Source organism: Jatrophihabitans sp., from assembly GCF_051960575.1.
In the GTDB taxonomy this organism is placed as follows: Bacteria; Actinomycetota; Actinomycetes; order Mycobacteriales; family Jatrophihabitantaceae; genus JBQCEE01.
Genome location: NZ_JBQCEE010000143.1, coordinates 1 through 15,074 on the forward strand (window position 1 = coordinate 1; position 15,074 = coordinate 15,074).

The following is a 15,074-nucleotide window of genomic DNA, read 5'->3' on the forward strand; positions in this document are numbered from 1 at the left end:
ACCGGCGTCGGGCGCTCGATGCCCTGGGCCGCGAGCGCGGTGATGAGTGCACCGGGCAGGCCGAGGCCGGTGAACGGCGTCGTGGACGTCGCGACCTCGGCCCGCGGACGCGTGGGCAGCGGCTCACGCGTCGGGCGGGGCGCCTCCGCGGCGAGGGGGCGGTGCGGGCGTTGCACCGACGCGGGCCGGCGGCTGCGGGCGGGACGCCCGCCCTGGTTCGGCGCGGCGGCGCCGGTGGCCCCTGCGGGGCGACGGCGACGGTTCGGGTTGGACGGACGGGTGGACGAGGACGCGGCAGCGCGCGGTGACGACACGGGATTCCCAACTTCACGGCCCGCGATCCACGATCGCTGCGACCAGGCTGCGCTGACGGATCAGCGGCGGCGGGTGCGCGGCGGACGGCGGGTGCGGCGGCGGGAGACTCACCCGCCGGGAGTGCGGCGTCTGCGCCGCTACCCCCACGGTAGCAGCCGGCGGCGTCCCGGGCGCCGCTCGCACAGCGCCGCCCGTCCGCGATCATGTGCAGGACACGCGCAGGACGCCGGCGTGTCTGCACATGATCCGCGGCGGTTGCTCAGCCCTTCGGTGCGTACAGCTCGAGCGCGATGTTGTCCGGGTCGCGGAACTCGAGGATGTCGCCGGTGCCGAGGTCCTTGATCGGCTCGTGCGCGATGCCGAGCCCGTCGAGGGTCTCGACCGCCCGCTCGAGCACCGACCGGTCGGCGACGGTGAAGGCGACGTGGTCGAGCCCGACGCGGTCCTCGTCGAACCGGTCGGTGCCGACCGGCCGCAGCCCGAACAGGCACTGGCCCAGCCGATAGATGACGCCGCCGTAGAGGAACGACAGCGCCTCACGCGTCGTCTCGTCGGCGTCGTCCGGCACGGCATAGGCGACGGGCAGGCCGAAGACCTTGTCGTTGAACTCGCGCGAGCGCGCGATGTCCTGCACGGTCAGGCGTACGTGGTGGAGGCCGGAGACATCGATGGGCATGACGTCAGTCTCCCAGCGGCGGATAGTTCTCGGCCTTGAGCAGCCGCGCCAGGTGCGCCGCGTTGCTGGCGGCCTGCTTCGTCGTGTGGGCCACGGCGTCCGGTGTGCCGTCCAGGTCCTTGTAGTCGGTGCCGGTCATCGCCTCGCCGTTCCAGTAGCTGACGCCACCCGCCGGGATCGTGAAGCCGACGTCGTTGAGCGACTGGAACAGGATGCCGCTGATGTGGTGCGCGCCGTCCTCGTTGCCGACGACCACCGCGAGCGCGACCTTGCCGTAGGTCTGCAGCCGGCCCTGGTCGTCCTGCTCGGACAGCTCGGCGTCGAGCCGCTCGATGACCCGTTGGCACACACTCGAGTGCTGACCCACCCAGGTCGGTGTCGCCAGCACGAGGATGTCGGCGGCCATGATCCGCTCGCGGATCGCCGGCCATTCGTCGCCGCCGCCCATGTCCAACTCGACGCCCGGACGCACGTCGTGGTCGACCACGCGCACGCTGTCACTGACGACGCCGTGCTCGGCGAGGGCGTCCAGCACCTGGCGGGTGAGCAGTTCGGTGCTCGAGTCGGCGGGCGACGGGCTGAGGGTGCAGTTGAGCGCGATCGCGCGCAACGGCTCGGTTGCGGTCATGTCGTTGTCCTGCCCGTGTTCGCCGTCGTTGCAACGCCGCTCATTGCAGTGCGACGAGACCGACGACGCCGAGGGCGTAGAGCACCAGCACGGCGATCGAGTCGGGCCCCATGCGGCCGTACTGCCGTCTCGGCCGGAAGATCAGCCCGGCGATGTAGACGATCGTCAGCACGGCGCCGAGCGCGGTGAGGTAGATGTCGCTGCGGTGGGCGTTCGGCAGGACGGCGGCGCCGGAGATGATCGTCGCCGGCAGGAACAGCACGGGCAGGAAGGCGTTGCCGCCGAAGATGTCGCCGATCGACAGCTGGTAGTCGCCCATCCGCGCCGAGGTGATGCCGGTCGACAGCTCGGGCAACGAGGTCGCCGCGGCCAGCACCGTCGAGCCGAACAGCACGCCGGACAGCCCGATGTTGCCGAAGAAGACGTCACCGCTGCGTTCCATGAGCACGCCGCAGACGAGGGTGGCGACCGCCGCGACGCCGAAGACCAGCGCCGCGCGCGCGGTGCTGACGCCCCGCTTCGTCGCGGCCGACTCCTTCTTCTTTCGCCGCACGCCGCGCTCCTCGGGCTGCGTGTCCGGCGCGTCACCGCTGTCGCTCCACGGCAGCGACGACGACGCGCGGTTGATGAGCAGCAGCCCGATCACCCAGGCCGCCGTGATGAGCAGGACGTCCGGCGTCACCCGGAAGTGCAGCAGTGACGCCGGCAGCTGCGCACCGGCCACGACGATGAGCAGCACGAGGACGACCAGGGCGCCCTCGAGGACGAGCACGAGGGACGCGGCCTGGTAGGTGAGCGGTTTGCGCACCCGCACGCCGAAGGCGTCGAGCGCCACGAGCACGACGGTCTGGATCGCGATGCCGCCGAGGATGTTGCCGACCGCGACGTCGATCTGGTGCGACGCGGCGGCGCTCACCGTGATCGCGATCTCCGGCAGGTTCGTCGCGACGGCCAGCACGATCAGACCGCCCAGCGCCGAGCCGAGGTGCAGCCGCTCGGCGAGCACGTCGGTGGTGTCGGACAGCTGCACGCCGCTGACCCAGATCACCGCCGCCGACCCGAGGAAGATCAGCAGCAGCAGCCAGGACGGGAGACCGGACATTTGTTGTTCCTCCGAACGATGATGGCCGTGCGGGTGACCGGGTGTCGTGATCGTTCGGGCCCTTCGGCCCTAGGGGACCCAGCGGACCTCACGCGATATTCACACTGCGGTGTGGAACGCCATGCCGGACGCGGACGGCAGGCGGACGATGACGAGCTCGGCGTTCATGACGCGACAGCGCGGGCTGTGGCTGCTCACGACGGCCGGTACCGCGATGCTGACGTTGTCGCTCGGGTGGCTCGGCGCCGAGTACCTGCTCGACCCGGCGCTCGGCGCCTCGGCGCTGTGGCCGGCCGCTGCGGCCGCGCTGGCGGCGTTCGTGCTCGTGCCGCGGCCGTTGCGCACGGCGGTGCTGGTGGGCGTGGTGCCCGGCGTGACGATCGCCAACCTGCTCGCCGGGACGGCGGCCGTGACCACGCCGGCGTACGGCGTCGCGAACGCCCTCGAGGTGGGCGTCGGCGGCCTGCTGCTCGTGCGGCTCACGGCACTCGGCGACGGCCGGCACTTGCTGCGCCGTGGGTATCGCGATCTCGCCGCCCTCATGCTCGCGCTCGCCGCCGCCGTCGTGGCCGGTGCGCTCGCGCTGGCTGCCGGGCTCGTCGAGGTCGGACGACCGCACGTGCTGCTCGCGGCCCGCGGGTACGCGCTGGCCCACCTGGTCGGCGCGCTCGCGCTCGGCCCGCTGCTGCTGGTGCTGCCCCGCACTCGGGCGGCGTGGCGGGCTGTCGCCCGGCAGCGGCGGCTGAACCTGCAATGGGCGTTGAGCATCGCCGGCGTCGCGGCCACGACGCTGTTCCTGTTCACCGCCACGGTCGACGACGCCTTCGCGCCGCTGCTGCTGGTGCCGCTGCTCGCCGCGGCCGCGCTGCTCACGCCGATGCGCGCGTTGACCACGCTGCTCGTCGCCTGCGTGGTCGCGACGGTCGCGACGGTGCGCGGCCACGGACCGCTCGCCGGCATCGGCGACGCCGCGCTGCGCACGCAGGCCCTCCAGGGCCTGCTCGCCGGCTACTGCCTGCTCACGCTGACGGTCACCCTGCTCGCCGACGCCCGCGTGCGCGCCACGGCGAGACTGCGCGCAGCCGAGCGTCTCGCCGAGCTCGCCTTCGCCGACGCACCCACGGGGATGATGGTCAGCAGCCTCGAGCCCGGACGCGTTGGCGAGATCGTCGCCGTGAACCACGCCCTCTGCGAGCTGCTGCACCGCGAGCCGGCCGACCTCGTCGGCCGGCACGTCAAGGACCTCGCCCCGGTCGACGACGCCGACGCGGCCGACGACCACATCGCGGCGATGCTCGCCGGCACGCTCACGAGCTACCACCGCGAACGGCCGTTGCTGCGTGCCGACGGCCGGCTCGTGCCCACCAGCCATGCGATCAACGTCGTGCGTCCCGTCGACGCGGCGCCCTACGTGATCAGCCAGATCACCGATCTGCGCAGCCGCATCGAGGCCGAGCAGGCGATGGCCGACGCGCTCGAGGCGCAGGTCATGGCCGTCGCGAAGTTGAAGGAGCTCAACGCGGCGCGCGTCGACGCGGCGGCGCGGCTCGCGCACGACCTGCGCAGCCCGCTCACCTGCGTGCGCGCCTATCAGGAGTTGTTGCTGACCGGCGCCGCCGGCGACCTCAGCGACGAGCAGTTGCAGATGGTCGAGATCGCGCTGCGCAACGCCGACCGGGTGATCGCGCTGGTCGACGAGCTGGTGAGCACCGCGTCCCTCGAGCTCGAGAACATCGACGTGACGCGGCTGGTCCGCATGCCGCTCGGGCCGGTGCTGACCGCCGCGCTCGACACGGTGCAACCGGTCTGCACGCGGCAGCGCCAGGTGCTCGTCCGGCCGGGCGCGGGGCTCGACGCGATCGTCGCGGCGGACGGGGTGCAGCTGGAGCGTGCGCTCGTGAACGTGCTGGCGAACGCCGCGAAGTACACGCCCGAAGGCGGTCAGATCACCGTCGCGGTCACGGCGGACGAGACCGGCGTGGCGGTGGCGGTGACCGACACCGGCATCGGCATCCCGGCCCACCAGCTGGCACGAGTGGGCGAGCAGTTCTTCCGTGCCGACACCGCGCAGGCCAAGGGCATCAAGGGCACCGGACTCGGCCTGGCCGTGACCCGTGCCGTGCTCGCGAAGCACGGCGGCCAGCTGCGGGTGACCTCCGCACCGGGCCACGGGTCGACCTTCACGCTGTGGCTGCCGCCTGCGCAGGACGGGGTCGTGCGGCCCGCGCGGACGGGCGGCGACGCGCTCGACATGGCGCTGGCGTCCTGACCGTGGCGGCGGCGGCCTCATGCCGCCCGCCGGACGACGCTCATGTCGCCAGCCGCGCCGAGGTCTCGAGCATGAGGGCGTGGACGAACGCCTGCGGCAGGTTGCCGCGCAGCTGGTGCTGCTGCGGGTCGAACTCCTCGCAGTAGAGCATCGGCGGCCCGCACGCCGCCTGCGTGCGCTCGTACCAGGCCCGGGCCTCGACGGCCCGACCGCGCTGGTGCTCGCTGAGCGCTACGAGGAACCCGCAGAGCAGGAACGATCCCTCGGCGTCGTGCAGCGGACGGTCGTCGTGGCGGAACCGGTAGGCGTAGCCGTCGCGGGCCAGCTCGTCGAGGTAGCGCTGCAGGGTCGCGACCGTGCGCGGGTCGTCGGCGGGGACGGCGCCGCGCAGGCCGGGCAGCAGCAGCGCGGCGTCGGCCAGTGGGTCGCCCGGTGAGCGCTGCCAGCTGCCGTCGTCGTGGGTCGCATCGGCCGAGGTGTCGGCGAGGATGCGGTCGGCCAGCGCCGACCAGCCGATGGTGGCGGCCGATGCCGGGCGCACCCGCGCGATGGCGCGCAGTCCGGCCACGGCGGTGAGCCGGCTGTGCGTCCAGGCCCGTGGCTCGATCTCCCAGATCCCGGCGTCCGGCTCGTGCCAGCGTTTGCCGATGGCGTCGGCGGCGACCTGCGCGGCGTCCCAGTGCTCGGTGGTCAGGCGGTCGTGCTCGGCGGCGGCGGCGAACAGCAGCAGCGACTCGCCGAAGATGTCGAGCTGGAACTGGTCGTTCACCCAGTTGCCGACGACGACCTCGCCGCCCGGGTAGCCGCTGAGGTCGAGCGTGCGCTGGTCGGGCACGCGGCCGCCCTCGACGGTGTAGGCGGGCGCGAGGTCGGGCCCGTGCTCGAGCAGTCGGGCCGACACGAAATCGACGGCGTGGTCGAGCAGCGGCAGGGCGCCGAGCGCGGCAACGGCCTCGCCCGCGTAGCACTGGTCGCGGATCCAGGCGTAGCGGTAGTCGTAGTTGCGGCCCGCCTCGGCGCGCTCGGGCAGGCTCGTCGACGCGGCCGCGACCATGCCCGACGTCGCACTGGTCAGCCCCTGCAGCACGGCGTAGTGATGACCGGCCTCGGACGGCGAGAGCGTGCCGCTGAGGTCGGGGACGACCGTGCCCCAGCGCGCGCGCGTGCCCTCCCAGGCGACGTCGGCGTCGGGCGGGCGATCGGGCAGTTCGCGGTCGCTCAGCTCGAGCACGATGTCGTGCCGGTCGTGCGCGGCGACGGTGAACTCGGCGACCAGTGCGGCGCCGTGCTCGCGCGGTCGCGCGTGGCCCAGCCCCTGCACGCGCAGCCACAGGTCGCCGACGCGTGCCGTCCAGATGTCGCCGTGCCGGTGCAGGTCGGTCATCGGCACGGTGTCGTAGTCGCCCCGGGGCCGCAGCAGCACGAACACGCCGGCGTCGGCCGACTCGGCGACGATGCGACGCAGCAGCACGAGCCGGTGCGGATCGGCGGGGTAGTGCAGGGCGTCGTGCGACTCGACCCACCCGTCGGTGGTCACCCAGTGCGAGTGCCACACCAGGCTGCTCGTCTCGTAGAAGCCGCCCCAGACGTGCCGCGCGGTCGGGTGCAGCATGAAGGTGCCCTGGCCGCCGAGCAGCGAGCTGAAGACGGACGCGTCGTGCCACCGCGGCGCGCACAGCCAGGCGACGTCGCCGCTCGGCCCGACGAGCGCGCCGCGCTCGCCGTCGGCCAACAGGGCGTACTCGCGCAGCACCGCAGGTGAGGCGGCCGACAGCGGGACGCCGCCCGGCCGCTCGCTGCCCTCAGTCATCGGCGTGCGAGGTCGCGCGGACGAAGGCGCCGAGCAGGGCCGCGGCCGTGGCCCCCGCGACCGCGCCGCTCACCGAGGCCGGTCGGCGAAATCGTCGGCTCGCGATCACCACCGGCAGCATGCTCAACGCGTGTGAAGCATCGACGGCCGCGCCGCCCATCGCGACGACGGGCAGCGGGCGGGCGATCTCGACCGCGCCCTGCACGAGCATCCGCGCGCCGAGCACCCGAACGAGCCAGACGGGCGGCCCCGCACGATGCCGGTCGACCAGCGTGATCATCGCGTTCGGACGCGTCGCGAGCAGCGCGCCGGTCACCGCCTCGACCAGGCCGATGGCACGGATGGTGGTGGCGTCGCCCGCCGGTGATCGCTTGGCCGTCACCGGCGCCGCCGCAGCAGCGCGAGCCCGGCGAGCGCGCCGGCACCGGCCATCCCGCCGAGCAGGCCGTGGTGCTGCGAGGCCCACAGTTGCGGGTCGCGGGTGTGCGACTGGTCGTCGAACGCGCCGTGGGCGCCGAAGTCGTGGCCGTCCTCGCCGTCGACGGGGTGGAACAGGTTGGCGGGTGCGTCCGACGGCTGCTCCTGGTCGCGCTGCTGGGCCTTGAAGCCGGTCAGCGCGAGGTAGCGGTCGAGCAGGCCGGGGGCGATCGCGTTCGCCGCGAGCGTGCCCATCGTCGACGAGCCGATCCAGTACTCGCGTCGCTTGGGGTGGTCGGCGGCGAAGACGATGCCGCGCGCGACGAACTCCGGCTGGTAGATCGGCGCGACCGGTTGCGCCTTGCGCGGCAGCTTGTTGATCAGCCACGAGAACTGCGGGGTGTTCACCGCGGGCAGCTGGCACATCGTCACGTGCACGTTGGACTTCTCGTGCAGCAACTCGCAGCGCAGCGACTCGGGGAACCCCTGGAGTGCGTGCTTCGCGCCGCAGTAGACCGTCTGCAACGGGATGCCGCGGTACGCCAGCGCCGAGCCGACGTGCACGATCGTGCCCCGGTCGCGCGACTTCATCCGCTTGAGCACCGCCATGGTGCAGAAGACGTAGCCGAAGTAGCTGACCTCGGTGGCCCGGCGGAACTCGTCCGGCGTGACCTGGTCGAACGGCGCGAAGACCGACGAGAACGCGACGTTGACCCACGTGTCGATGGGGCCGACCTCGCGCTCGATGCGGTCGACGGTGGCCTCGACGGCGTCGGCATCGGCGACATCGAGCGGGATGGGCACCGCCCGGCCGCCCGCCTTCTCGACCTCGGCGGCCGCGCCCTGCAGGCCCGACTCGCCGCGGGCGAGCAGCACCACGGTGTCGCCGCGGGCGGCGAAGGCGCACGCGGTGGCGCGTCCGACGCCGCCACTCGCTCCGGTGACGGCCACGATCTGTGCCATGGTTCGGCGTCCCTTCTGGAGATTGTCGCTCAGACCGACTCGGTGACCCAGCCGATCGACCAGAGCGAACGGTCGTCCTCGGCGGTCTCGCAGCCCTCGGCGAAGGCGGTCAGCGCCCGCACCAGCTCGTCGCGCTGGCGGCGGGTCAGCCGCTGCAGCACGGGCAGCAGGTCGGCCCGACGGGCGTCGGTCACCGCGTCCACCAGCTTCTGGCCGGCGGGGGTCAGTCTCAGGGCGAGCTGACGCCGGTCGCTTGGGTCGTCGGTGCGGTCGAGCAGGCCTTGGGCCACGAGCCGCTCGCAGAGCCGGCTGGCGGTCGAGAGGCTGATGCCGGTGCTCTCGGCGAGCTCTCCCAGCGAGACGGCCTCGCGGCTGGCCACGACGACCAGGGCGCGGAACTGCGCCGGCTCGACCTCGCCGTCGATCACGGACAGCGAGCGCACGCTGAGGGCGACGAGGCACCGGCACGCGGACAGGACGGCGTCGACATCGGCGTCGGTCACTCGTGCGCGTGGACGGGTCATGCCGAGTGCTTGCCCGCCGCTTGCACACTGCAAACATCGCAGGTCGGCATGAGTGATGTCCTGCGTGCACGACGTGGATGCCGGTGCCGGGCCCCAGGTCGTCCTGGGCATCAAGATCCGGTTGGACGCGCGGGGGCTGCCTCGAACGGGACCCTGCTTTGTCCCGCAGCGCCAGGTTTCGGGGCCGGTTTCGCACGACGCAGCGGGACAAGGCGGAGCGAGTCGCCGGTCCTACGGGACAAGCTCGCTCCGACGCCCACTGCCCCCGCATGCCGAGCGCGGACCTGGATGCCGGTGCCGGGCCCGGGGTCGTCCGGGGCATCAAGATCCGGGTGACGGGGGCGGGTCGGGCCGGACGTGGATGCCGAGGCCGGGTCCCGGGTCGGCCCGGGCATCAAGATCCGGGGACGCGGGGGTGCGGTGATGAGGCCGCGTGGGCGAGGCGGCGTGGACGAGGCCGCGGGTCCCGGCCGAGTGGGGGACGGCTCGACCGGAACCCGCGGGGTCAGGCGGTCAGCTGAGCGTGACCGCCGTGTCGTCGACGAAGAACGAGGTCGCCAGCGTCGAGTCCTCGGTGCCGGTGAACTTCAGCGTGACCGAGGTGCCGGCGTAGGCCGACAGGTTCACCGTGCGGGACGCGAAGGCGCTCTTGTTGAGGTTCGACCACGACGCGAGCGTGGTGCCGTTCGCCGACACGGTGAGCTTGTCGTAGGCGGTGGTCGTGGTGGTCTCGCTCGAGCTGATGCCGAGCCAGAAGGTGAGCGTCGCGGCGCACCCGGCCGGCAGGGTGACGGTCTGCGCGAGCGTGTCGGTGTGGGTGGTGCCGTAGCCGTCGAGCCACGCGTAGCCGACACCGGTGCGCGCGTGGGCGCCGTCGGTGTTCAGCACGCCGGTCGTGGCCGTCCAGCCGCCGGTCGACTCGAAGCCGGGGTTGACGAGCTTCTGGCCCGAGCAGGTCGCGCCACCGCTGGGGTTGATCGTCCAGGTGAAGGTGGCGCTGCCGCTCGCGCCGGTCGAGTCGCTCGCGGTCGCCGTGACGGTGAAGGTGCCCGCCGTCGTCGGCGTGCCGCTGACGAGCCCGGTGCCGGACGCGAGGGTGAGGCCGGTCGGCAGGCCGGACGCGGTCCACGTCACGGCGAGCCCACCCGAGTCGCTCGCGGACAGCTGCAGCGAGGTCGCGGTGCCGACGGTGCCGGTCTTCGTGCCCGGGCTGGTGACCGTCACGGTGTTGCTCGTGCCGCCGCCGCTGCCCGTGCCGCCGAAGGCCGCGGTGGAGTTCGGCGTGCCGAGCCCGGTCGGCCCGTCCCAGCCGGCCGCTGCGGTGCACAGCAGCGAGGGCGAGCAGGTGCCGTTGTTCCCGGAGGTGACGTCGTTGAGGTTCGCGGCATGAGCCCAGGGCAGCGACGCCGGCGCGGTGCCCGCGGCGGGCGTGCCGGCCAGGGCGTAGACGCCCGCGACGATCGGCGCGGCCGCGCTGGTGCCGCCGTACACGGCCCAGCCGCTGCCGCCGTAGGTCTGGTAGACCGCCACGCCCGTGGCGGGGTCGGCGACCGCGGCCACGTCGGCCTCGGCGCGCCTGCTGCACACCGTCGAGCTGATCGTCGACTGCCACGACGGCTTGGCGACGTAGGCCGAGCAGCCCGAGCCGGTGCCCTCACTGCTGCTGGTCTTCCAGACCGTCTCGGTCCAGCCGCGGGCGTTCGACGCCGTCCTGAGCGACGTGCCGCCGACGGCGACCACGCGTGACGAGGTGGCCGGGTACTCGCGTCCGCCGGAGTAGGCGCTGTCACCGGTCGAGACGGTGTACACGGTCCCGGTGGCGTTGAAGTACGTGTTGTCGTAGGTCGTCTCGCCGCTGAACTCCGAGCCGCCCCAGCTGAGCGACACGAACTTCGCGCCGAGGGTGTTGGCCTCCTTGATCGCCTGGAACAGGTCGGCGTCCGAGGCGCTGTTGGCCTCGACGAGGGTGATGCCGCAGTTCGGGCAGATCGCGGAGACCATGTCGACGTCGAGCGAGATCTCGCCGGCCCACCCGCTGTCGGCGCTCGGGTAGCTGGTGCCGCCGGTCTGATTGATCTTCTTGAAGCAGCCGTTCGCCGTCGTGCAGGCGGGCAGTCCGAACTGGCTGCGGTAGGCGGCGAGGTCGGCCTCGGCGTTCGGGTCGTCGTAGGCGTCGACGATGTAGACACGCTGGCCGCTGCCCGCCGTCGACGACGGCAGCTTGTAGGCCGACTGCAGGCTGCTGGGCCCGTACCCGCTCGGCGTCGCGTTCGGCGTGATCGCCAGCTGGTGGCGGGTGGTGAAGCCCTTGTCGGTGCGCCGCAGGGCGAAGCAGGCGGCGACGCCGCGATCGACCGCCTGGCTGCAGCTGTGCGCGACGGCGACGGGAGAGGCGGGCTTCGGCAGCACCGGGGCGGCCTGCGCCGGAGCGGTCGCGGTCACGGCGGCTGCGACCGCGAGGCCCGTGCTCGCGGCGAGGGTGACGGCGCGGCGCAGCGCGAACCTCATGTCGGGTCCTTCCGTGGACGGCGGGGGAGGCGAGAAGTTGGCCGGCTCCCGAGGGGGGACAGGAGCCGTGAGGCGAGACTAGAGCGCAGACCGGGCCCGCGGTGTCGGTCGAGCAGTCAGCTTCCGGCCTGGCAGCAAGCGGCCTGCTCGCGATCATCTCCCGGGCTGCGTCGTTCGCGGGCGCTGCCGCGACTCGCCGCCCGCTCCCGGCTGCGTACGCTCGGGCCCGTGGAGCTGACGCACATCGACGCGCAGGGCGCCGCGCGCATGGTCGACGTCGCCGACAAGCCGGTGACGGCCCGCACGGCCACCGCCGTCGGCCGCTTCGTCACCACGCCGGAGGTGGTCGCCCTGCTGCGCCGCGACGGACTGCCCAAGGGCGACGCCCTCGCGGTCGCGCGGATCGCCGGGATCGCCGCGGCCAAGCGCACGCCCGACCTCATCCCGCTGTGCCATCCCGTCGCGCTGCACGGTGTCACCGTCGATCTCGAGCTGGTCGACGACGGCGTCGAGATCACGGCGACCACCCGCACCGCCGACCGCACCGGCGTCGAGATGGAGGCGCTGACCTCGGTCGCCACTGCGGCGCTCGCGCTCTACGACATGGTCAAGAAGGTCGACCGCGGCGCGCGGATCGTCGACATCCGGCTGCTGACGAAGGCCGGCGGCGCCTCGGGCACCTGGTCGGCGGACGGGGAAGACGGGGCGGCCGGGTCGCGCGCGTCGGCGGAGGACGGGTCGTGAGGGTCGCGGTCATCACCTGCTCGAACCGGTCGGCGCGCGGCGAGCGGGCCGACGACTCGGGCCGGCTCGCCACGCAGCTGCTGACCGAGGCGGGGCACGAGGTCTCCGGCCCACAGGTCGTGCCCGACGACGTCGAGGCGATCCGCGCGGCGGTGCGGGCGGCGCTCGACGCGGGTGCCCAGGCGGTCATCACGAACGGCGGCACGGGGCTCACCCCGACCGACGTGACGCCCGAGGCGGTGTCGGCGCTGTTCGACAAGACGGTGCCGGGCATCGCCGAGACGATCCGGCTCGCGTCCCGCGACAAGGTGCCGACCTCGGTGCTCTCGCGCGGGGTGGCAGGCGTGATCGGGTCGGCGCTCGTCGTGACGCTGCCGGGTTCGCCCGGCGGGGTGCGCGACGGGCTGGGCGTGTTGCTGCCGCTGCTGCAGCACGCGGTCGACCAGCTCGGTGGGGGTGACCACCGCCCGGGCGGTGGCGTGATGACGACGGACGGACAAGAGGGACCACAGTGACCACGACCCGCTCGGCCTGGGTGTCGGAGCAACCGCTGGACGCCGACGCCGTGGAGGCGCTGGTGGCGCGTCCGGATGCAGGGGCCCACGTGCTCTTCCGCGGCATCGTCCGCGACCACGACGGCGGACGCTCGGTCCGGACGCTCGAGTACGAGGGCCACCCGACGGCCGAGCAGGTGCTCGCCGACGTCGTGGCCGAGTTCGCCGCCCGTGAGCACGTGCTCGGTGTCGCCGCGGCGCACCGTGTCGGACCGTTGGCGATCGGCGACGTCGCGCTGGTCGCCGCGCTGTCCTCCGCGCACCGCGCCGAGGCGTTCGCGCTCTGTGCGGAGCTGGTCGACGAGATCAAGCACCGACTGCCGATCTGGAAGCGGCAGGTGTTCGACGACGGCACCGACGAGTGGGTCAACTGCCCCTGACGCGCGCGAGACCCCCGGCGGGGCCCGTGTCCCGGTTCGGGAGTGGAACCTGCCAGGGGTCTCGGCGGTGCTCGTCGAGGGTTACGGGCCGGGCTTCGGCCGCGGCCGCACCTTCTCGGCCAGTTCGGTGGCCTTCTCGGTCGCCTGGTGCAGCGCCGGGCCGGCCTTCTCGGCGGCCTGCTGCAGCGCCGGGCCGGCCTTCTCGGCCGCCTGCTGGATGAGCGGCGCCGCCTTCTCGGCGGCCTGCTGCGCGACGACGCGCGCCTTCTCTGCGGCCTGCTGCAGCGCCGGGCCGGCCTTCTCGGCCGCCTGGCTGGCGAGCTCGCTGGCCCGCTCGAGGAACTTGTTCGACTCGGTCATGAGTGCCTCCGCACGGATCGGTGGTCAGGCCGTGAACGACCCACCGGCTGGTGACGTTCCCGTCCAGTGTCGTACCGCGCGGGGGACACTGTCTGCATGGAAGGTGACGCTCGCCGCACGGATCAGGACGCGGCGCGCCGGATCCGCGACCGCGACGAGCCGGTACTGCCGGACGTGCCGAGGGACGAGACGTCCGAGGGCTGGGGCGAGCGCGACGAGCGGCGCGACGAGCAGTGGTACCGCGAACAACGCCCGCCGCACTGGGAGTGACCGGCCGGTGCCGGCCGGGCCGCCCAGCGCGACGGGCGTGTCGGGGTCGCTCGGTCAGACGCCGGGGCGCGGCGACGGCGACGGCGCCGTGACGCCGGGCGTGCCGCCGGTCTGCGAGGCCAGCAGATCGCGGATCTGCTCGAGCAGCTGCACGTCCTCGGCCTTCGGCTCGGGGTCGGGCTCGCCCGCGGCCAGCCTGCGCTGGCGGCGCTCGGCCAGCATGTTCAGCGGCGCCACGATGAGAAAGTAGATCGCCGCGGCGACGATCAGGAACGAGATGATCTGGTTGATCAGATCGCCGTACTTGAACGTGCTCTTGTTGATCGTGAAGTTCAGGCTGCTGAAGTCCGGCTTGCCGCCGATGGCCGCGATGATCGGCGTGATGATGTCGGCGACGAGCGCGTCGACCACCGCCTTGAACGCGGCGCCGATGACGACGGCGACCGCGAGGTCGACGACGTTCCCGCGCATGATGAACGCCTTGAAGCCCTGGATCACGGCTGCCTCCTGTTGAAGCGTCGCGTGTGGAGGTCCGGAGCGCCCCCACTCGGTCAGTGATGTTAGGGGTCCGCGACGACGATCGGGGACAGCGGATTCGTCCGTTCCGTCACCAATGCGGCGGCCTGTCCTTCGCTGCAGGCGACGACGAGCTGGTCCGTCGCCGCCGTGTCGACGGTCGCGGGCGCGTCGGGCGTGACCGTGGTCACCGCCAGGACGAGCATGCCGCCGGCGACGCGGACGGCCTGCCCCGATGTCGCCGGGACATCCGTGGCGGCGCCGGCGCCCGGCGGGGTGCGGTAGAGGTCGACGTGGTCACCGACCCGGACGAATCCGGCCGCCCCCGCGTCGACGGTCAGCGGAACGGCGACGGTGCCCGGCGGCAGGCCGGCCGCCAGTCCGGGGCCGACGACACGCAGCATCGTCAGCACCTCGCCCGCGGTCACCGGCCCGGCGAGCCGTCGGCCGACGAGGTCGCGGACGCGGGTCGCTGCCTCGGCGGGAGTGGCGACACGTGGTCGTGCGTCGGCCCGGAGGTCACCGCGCCCGAGCACCCGCCCGGCCGGCAGTGCGTGCCTGGCGACGACCACGTCCGCGGTGGGTACCCGCGGCGCGGCCGGTGCCGGTCGGGGGAGCAGGGCCGCGACGGCGGCGCCGAGCAGCAGCGCGCCGACGACGAGCCGCCGGGGCCACACGCGCCACCGGTAGGCGTCGAGCAGGTCACGCACGAGATCCACGCCACGACGCTAGGGCCGCGCGGCGCTCGGCGACGGGCCGCCGTCGGCTCCTGTGGACGACGGGCCGGATGTGGACGCCGGACCCGGCCGGGCCGGCCGCGTGGTACTGGAACGCCCGACCGGTCAGGCCGAGGCTGCCGCCTTCGACCCCGCGCTGCCGCCCGTCGAGCTGCTCGACGTGCTCGACGTGCTCGCGGTCGACGACGACGACGACGTGTCGCTCGACGAGCTCGACGAGCCGGAGGACGACGCACTGCTCTTGCTGCTGTCCGACGCGGTCGAACTCGACCGGCTGTCGGTGCGGTAGAAGCCCGACCCC

The 15,074-nt window shown here is 73.3% G+C and carries 17 protein-coding genes and 1 pseudogene; 6 read left to right on the forward strand and 12 right to left on the reverse strand.

Annotated elements, in window-relative coordinates:
* The 4 genes and pseudogenes from ACTHMS_RS07900 to ACTHMS_RS07915 all read right to left on the reverse strand — a co-directional run.
* A pseudogene (locus ACTHMS_RS07900) lies at positions 1-314 on the reverse strand (hypothetical protein); the annotation flags it as partial.
* A 260-nt stretch (positions 315-574) separates the two neighbouring features.
* Positions 575-991 (reverse strand): VOC family protein, encoded by a 417-nt coding sequence (locus tag ACTHMS_RS07905; RefSeq protein WP_440306117.1) that lies wholly within the window; start codon positions 989-991, stop codon positions 575-577.
* 4 nt (positions 992-995) lie between these two features.
* A complete protein-coding gene (locus ACTHMS_RS07910; RefSeq protein ID WP_440306118.1) occupies positions 996-1,619 on the reverse strand; it encodes a flavodoxin family protein in 624 nt (207 codons plus the stop codon).
* Between the two features lie 40 nt (positions 1,620-1,659).
* Positions 1,660-2,721 carry a sodium:calcium antiporter gene (locus ACTHMS_RS07915; RefSeq protein ID WP_440306119.1) on the reverse strand — a complete coding sequence of 354 codons (1,062 nt, stop codon included), beginning with the start codon at positions 2,719-2,721 and terminating at the stop codon, positions 1,660-1,662.
* A gap of 166 nt (positions 2,722-2,887) precedes the next feature.
* On the opposite strand from ACTHMS_RS07915, the gene ACTHMS_RS07920 reads away from it, so the two are divergent.
* Positions 2,888-4,990: an ATP-binding protein gene (locus tag ACTHMS_RS07920; protein ID WP_440306120.1), complete on the forward strand. Its 2,103-nt coding sequence runs from the start codon at positions 2,888-2,890 to the stop codon at positions 4,988-4,990.
* A gap of 40 nt (positions 4,991-5,030) precedes the next feature.
* Here ACTHMS_RS07920 and ACTHMS_RS07925 read toward each other — a convergent pair whose 3' ends face one another.
* The 5 genes from ACTHMS_RS07925 to ACTHMS_RS07945 all read right to left on the reverse strand — a co-directional run bounded on the left by ACTHMS_RS07925 (position 5,031) and on the right by ACTHMS_RS07945 (position 11,212).
* Positions 5,031-6,800 (reverse strand): glycoside hydrolase family 15 protein, encoded by a 1,770-nt coding sequence (locus tag ACTHMS_RS07925; RefSeq protein ID WP_440306121.1) that lies wholly within the window; start codon positions 6,798-6,800, stop codon positions 5,031-5,033.
* Positions 6,793-7,182: a hypothetical protein gene (locus ACTHMS_RS07930; protein WP_440306122.1), complete on the reverse strand. Its 390-nt coding sequence runs from the start codon at positions 7,180-7,182 to the stop codon at positions 6,793-6,795. The genes ACTHMS_RS07925 and ACTHMS_RS07930 overlap by 8 nt, the downstream gene beginning before the upstream one ends.
* Entirely contained in the window at positions 7,179-8,180 is a 1,002-nt protein-coding gene (locus ACTHMS_RS07935) for an SDR family oxidoreductase (RefSeq protein WP_440306123.1), read from the reverse strand. The genes ACTHMS_RS07930 and ACTHMS_RS07935 overlap by 4 nt, the downstream gene beginning before the upstream one ends.
* Positions 8,181-8,209: 29 nt before the next feature.
* Entirely contained in the window at positions 8,210-8,704 is a 495-nt protein-coding gene (locus tag ACTHMS_RS07940; RefSeq protein ID WP_440306124.1) for a MarR family winged helix-turn-helix transcriptional regulator, read from the reverse strand.
* A 513-nt stretch (positions 8,705-9,217) separates the two neighbouring features.
* A complete protein-coding gene (locus ACTHMS_RS07945) occupies positions 9,218-11,212 on the reverse strand; it encodes a putative Ig domain-containing protein (protein ID WP_440306125.1) in 1,995 nt (664 codons plus the stop codon).
* A gap of 267 nt (positions 11,213-11,479) precedes the next feature.
* Here ACTHMS_RS07945 and moaC point away from each other — a divergent pair, with 267 nt between their 5' ends.
* From moaC to ACTHMS_RS07960, 3 genes are read left to right on the forward strand one after another with little or no spacing between them, the layout of a single operon-like run.
* The gene (gene moaC, locus ACTHMS_RS07950) at positions 11,480-11,956 is read left to right on the forward strand and encodes a cyclic pyranopterin monophosphate synthase MoaC (protein ID WP_440306148.1); all 477 of its coding nucleotides are present in this window, start codon (positions 11,480-11,482) and stop codon (positions 11,954-11,956) included.
* A complete protein-coding gene (locus ACTHMS_RS07955; RefSeq protein ID WP_440306126.1) occupies positions 11,953-12,471 on the forward strand; it encodes a MogA/MoaB family molybdenum cofactor biosynthesis protein in 519 nt (172 codons plus the stop codon). Before moaC ends, ACTHMS_RS07955 begins: the two co-directional genes overlap by 4 nt.
* Positions 12,468-12,890, forward strand: coding sequence for a molybdenum cofactor biosynthesis protein MoaE (locus ACTHMS_RS07960; protein WP_440306127.1), 423 nt, complete (start codon positions 12,468-12,470; stop codon positions 12,888-12,890). The genes ACTHMS_RS07955 and ACTHMS_RS07960 overlap by 4 nt, the downstream gene beginning before the upstream one ends.
* Positions 12,891-12,971: 81 nt before the next feature.
* On the opposite strand, the gene ACTHMS_RS07965 is transcribed toward ACTHMS_RS07960, so the two are convergent.
* Positions 12,972-13,250: a hypothetical protein gene (locus ACTHMS_RS07965; RefSeq protein WP_440306128.1), complete on the reverse strand. Its 279-nt coding sequence runs from the start codon at positions 13,248-13,250 to the stop codon at positions 12,972-12,974.
* A gap of 96 nt (positions 13,251-13,346) precedes the next feature.
* Here ACTHMS_RS07965 and ACTHMS_RS07970 point away from each other — a divergent pair, with 96 nt between their 5' ends.
* A complete protein-coding gene (locus ACTHMS_RS07970; protein WP_440306129.1) occupies positions 13,347-13,520 on the forward strand; it encodes a hypothetical protein in 174 nt (57 codons plus the stop codon).
* Positions 13,521-13,574: 54 nt separating this feature from the next.
* Here ACTHMS_RS07970 and mscL read toward each other — a convergent pair whose 3' ends face one another.
* Complete coding sequence (gene mscL / locus ACTHMS_RS07975) at positions 13,575-14,018, reverse strand: large conductance mechanosensitive channel protein MscL (protein WP_440306130.1); 444 nt, start codon at positions 14,016-14,018, stop codon at positions 13,575-13,577.
* Between the two features lie 62 nt (positions 14,019-14,080).
* The gene (gene cpaB, locus ACTHMS_RS07980) at positions 14,081-14,755 is read right to left on the reverse strand and encodes a Flp pilus assembly protein CpaB (RefSeq protein WP_440306131.1); all 675 of its coding nucleotides are present in this window, start codon (positions 14,753-14,755) and stop codon (positions 14,081-14,083) included.
* Between the two features lie 100 nt (positions 14,756-14,855).
* Here cpaB and ACTHMS_RS07985 point away from each other — a divergent pair, with 100 nt between their 5' ends.
* Entirely contained in the window at positions 14,856-15,062 is a 207-nt protein-coding gene (locus ACTHMS_RS07985) for a hypothetical protein (RefSeq protein WP_440306150.1), read from the forward strand.
* The last annotated feature ends 12 nt before the right edge of the window (positions 15,063-15,074 follow it).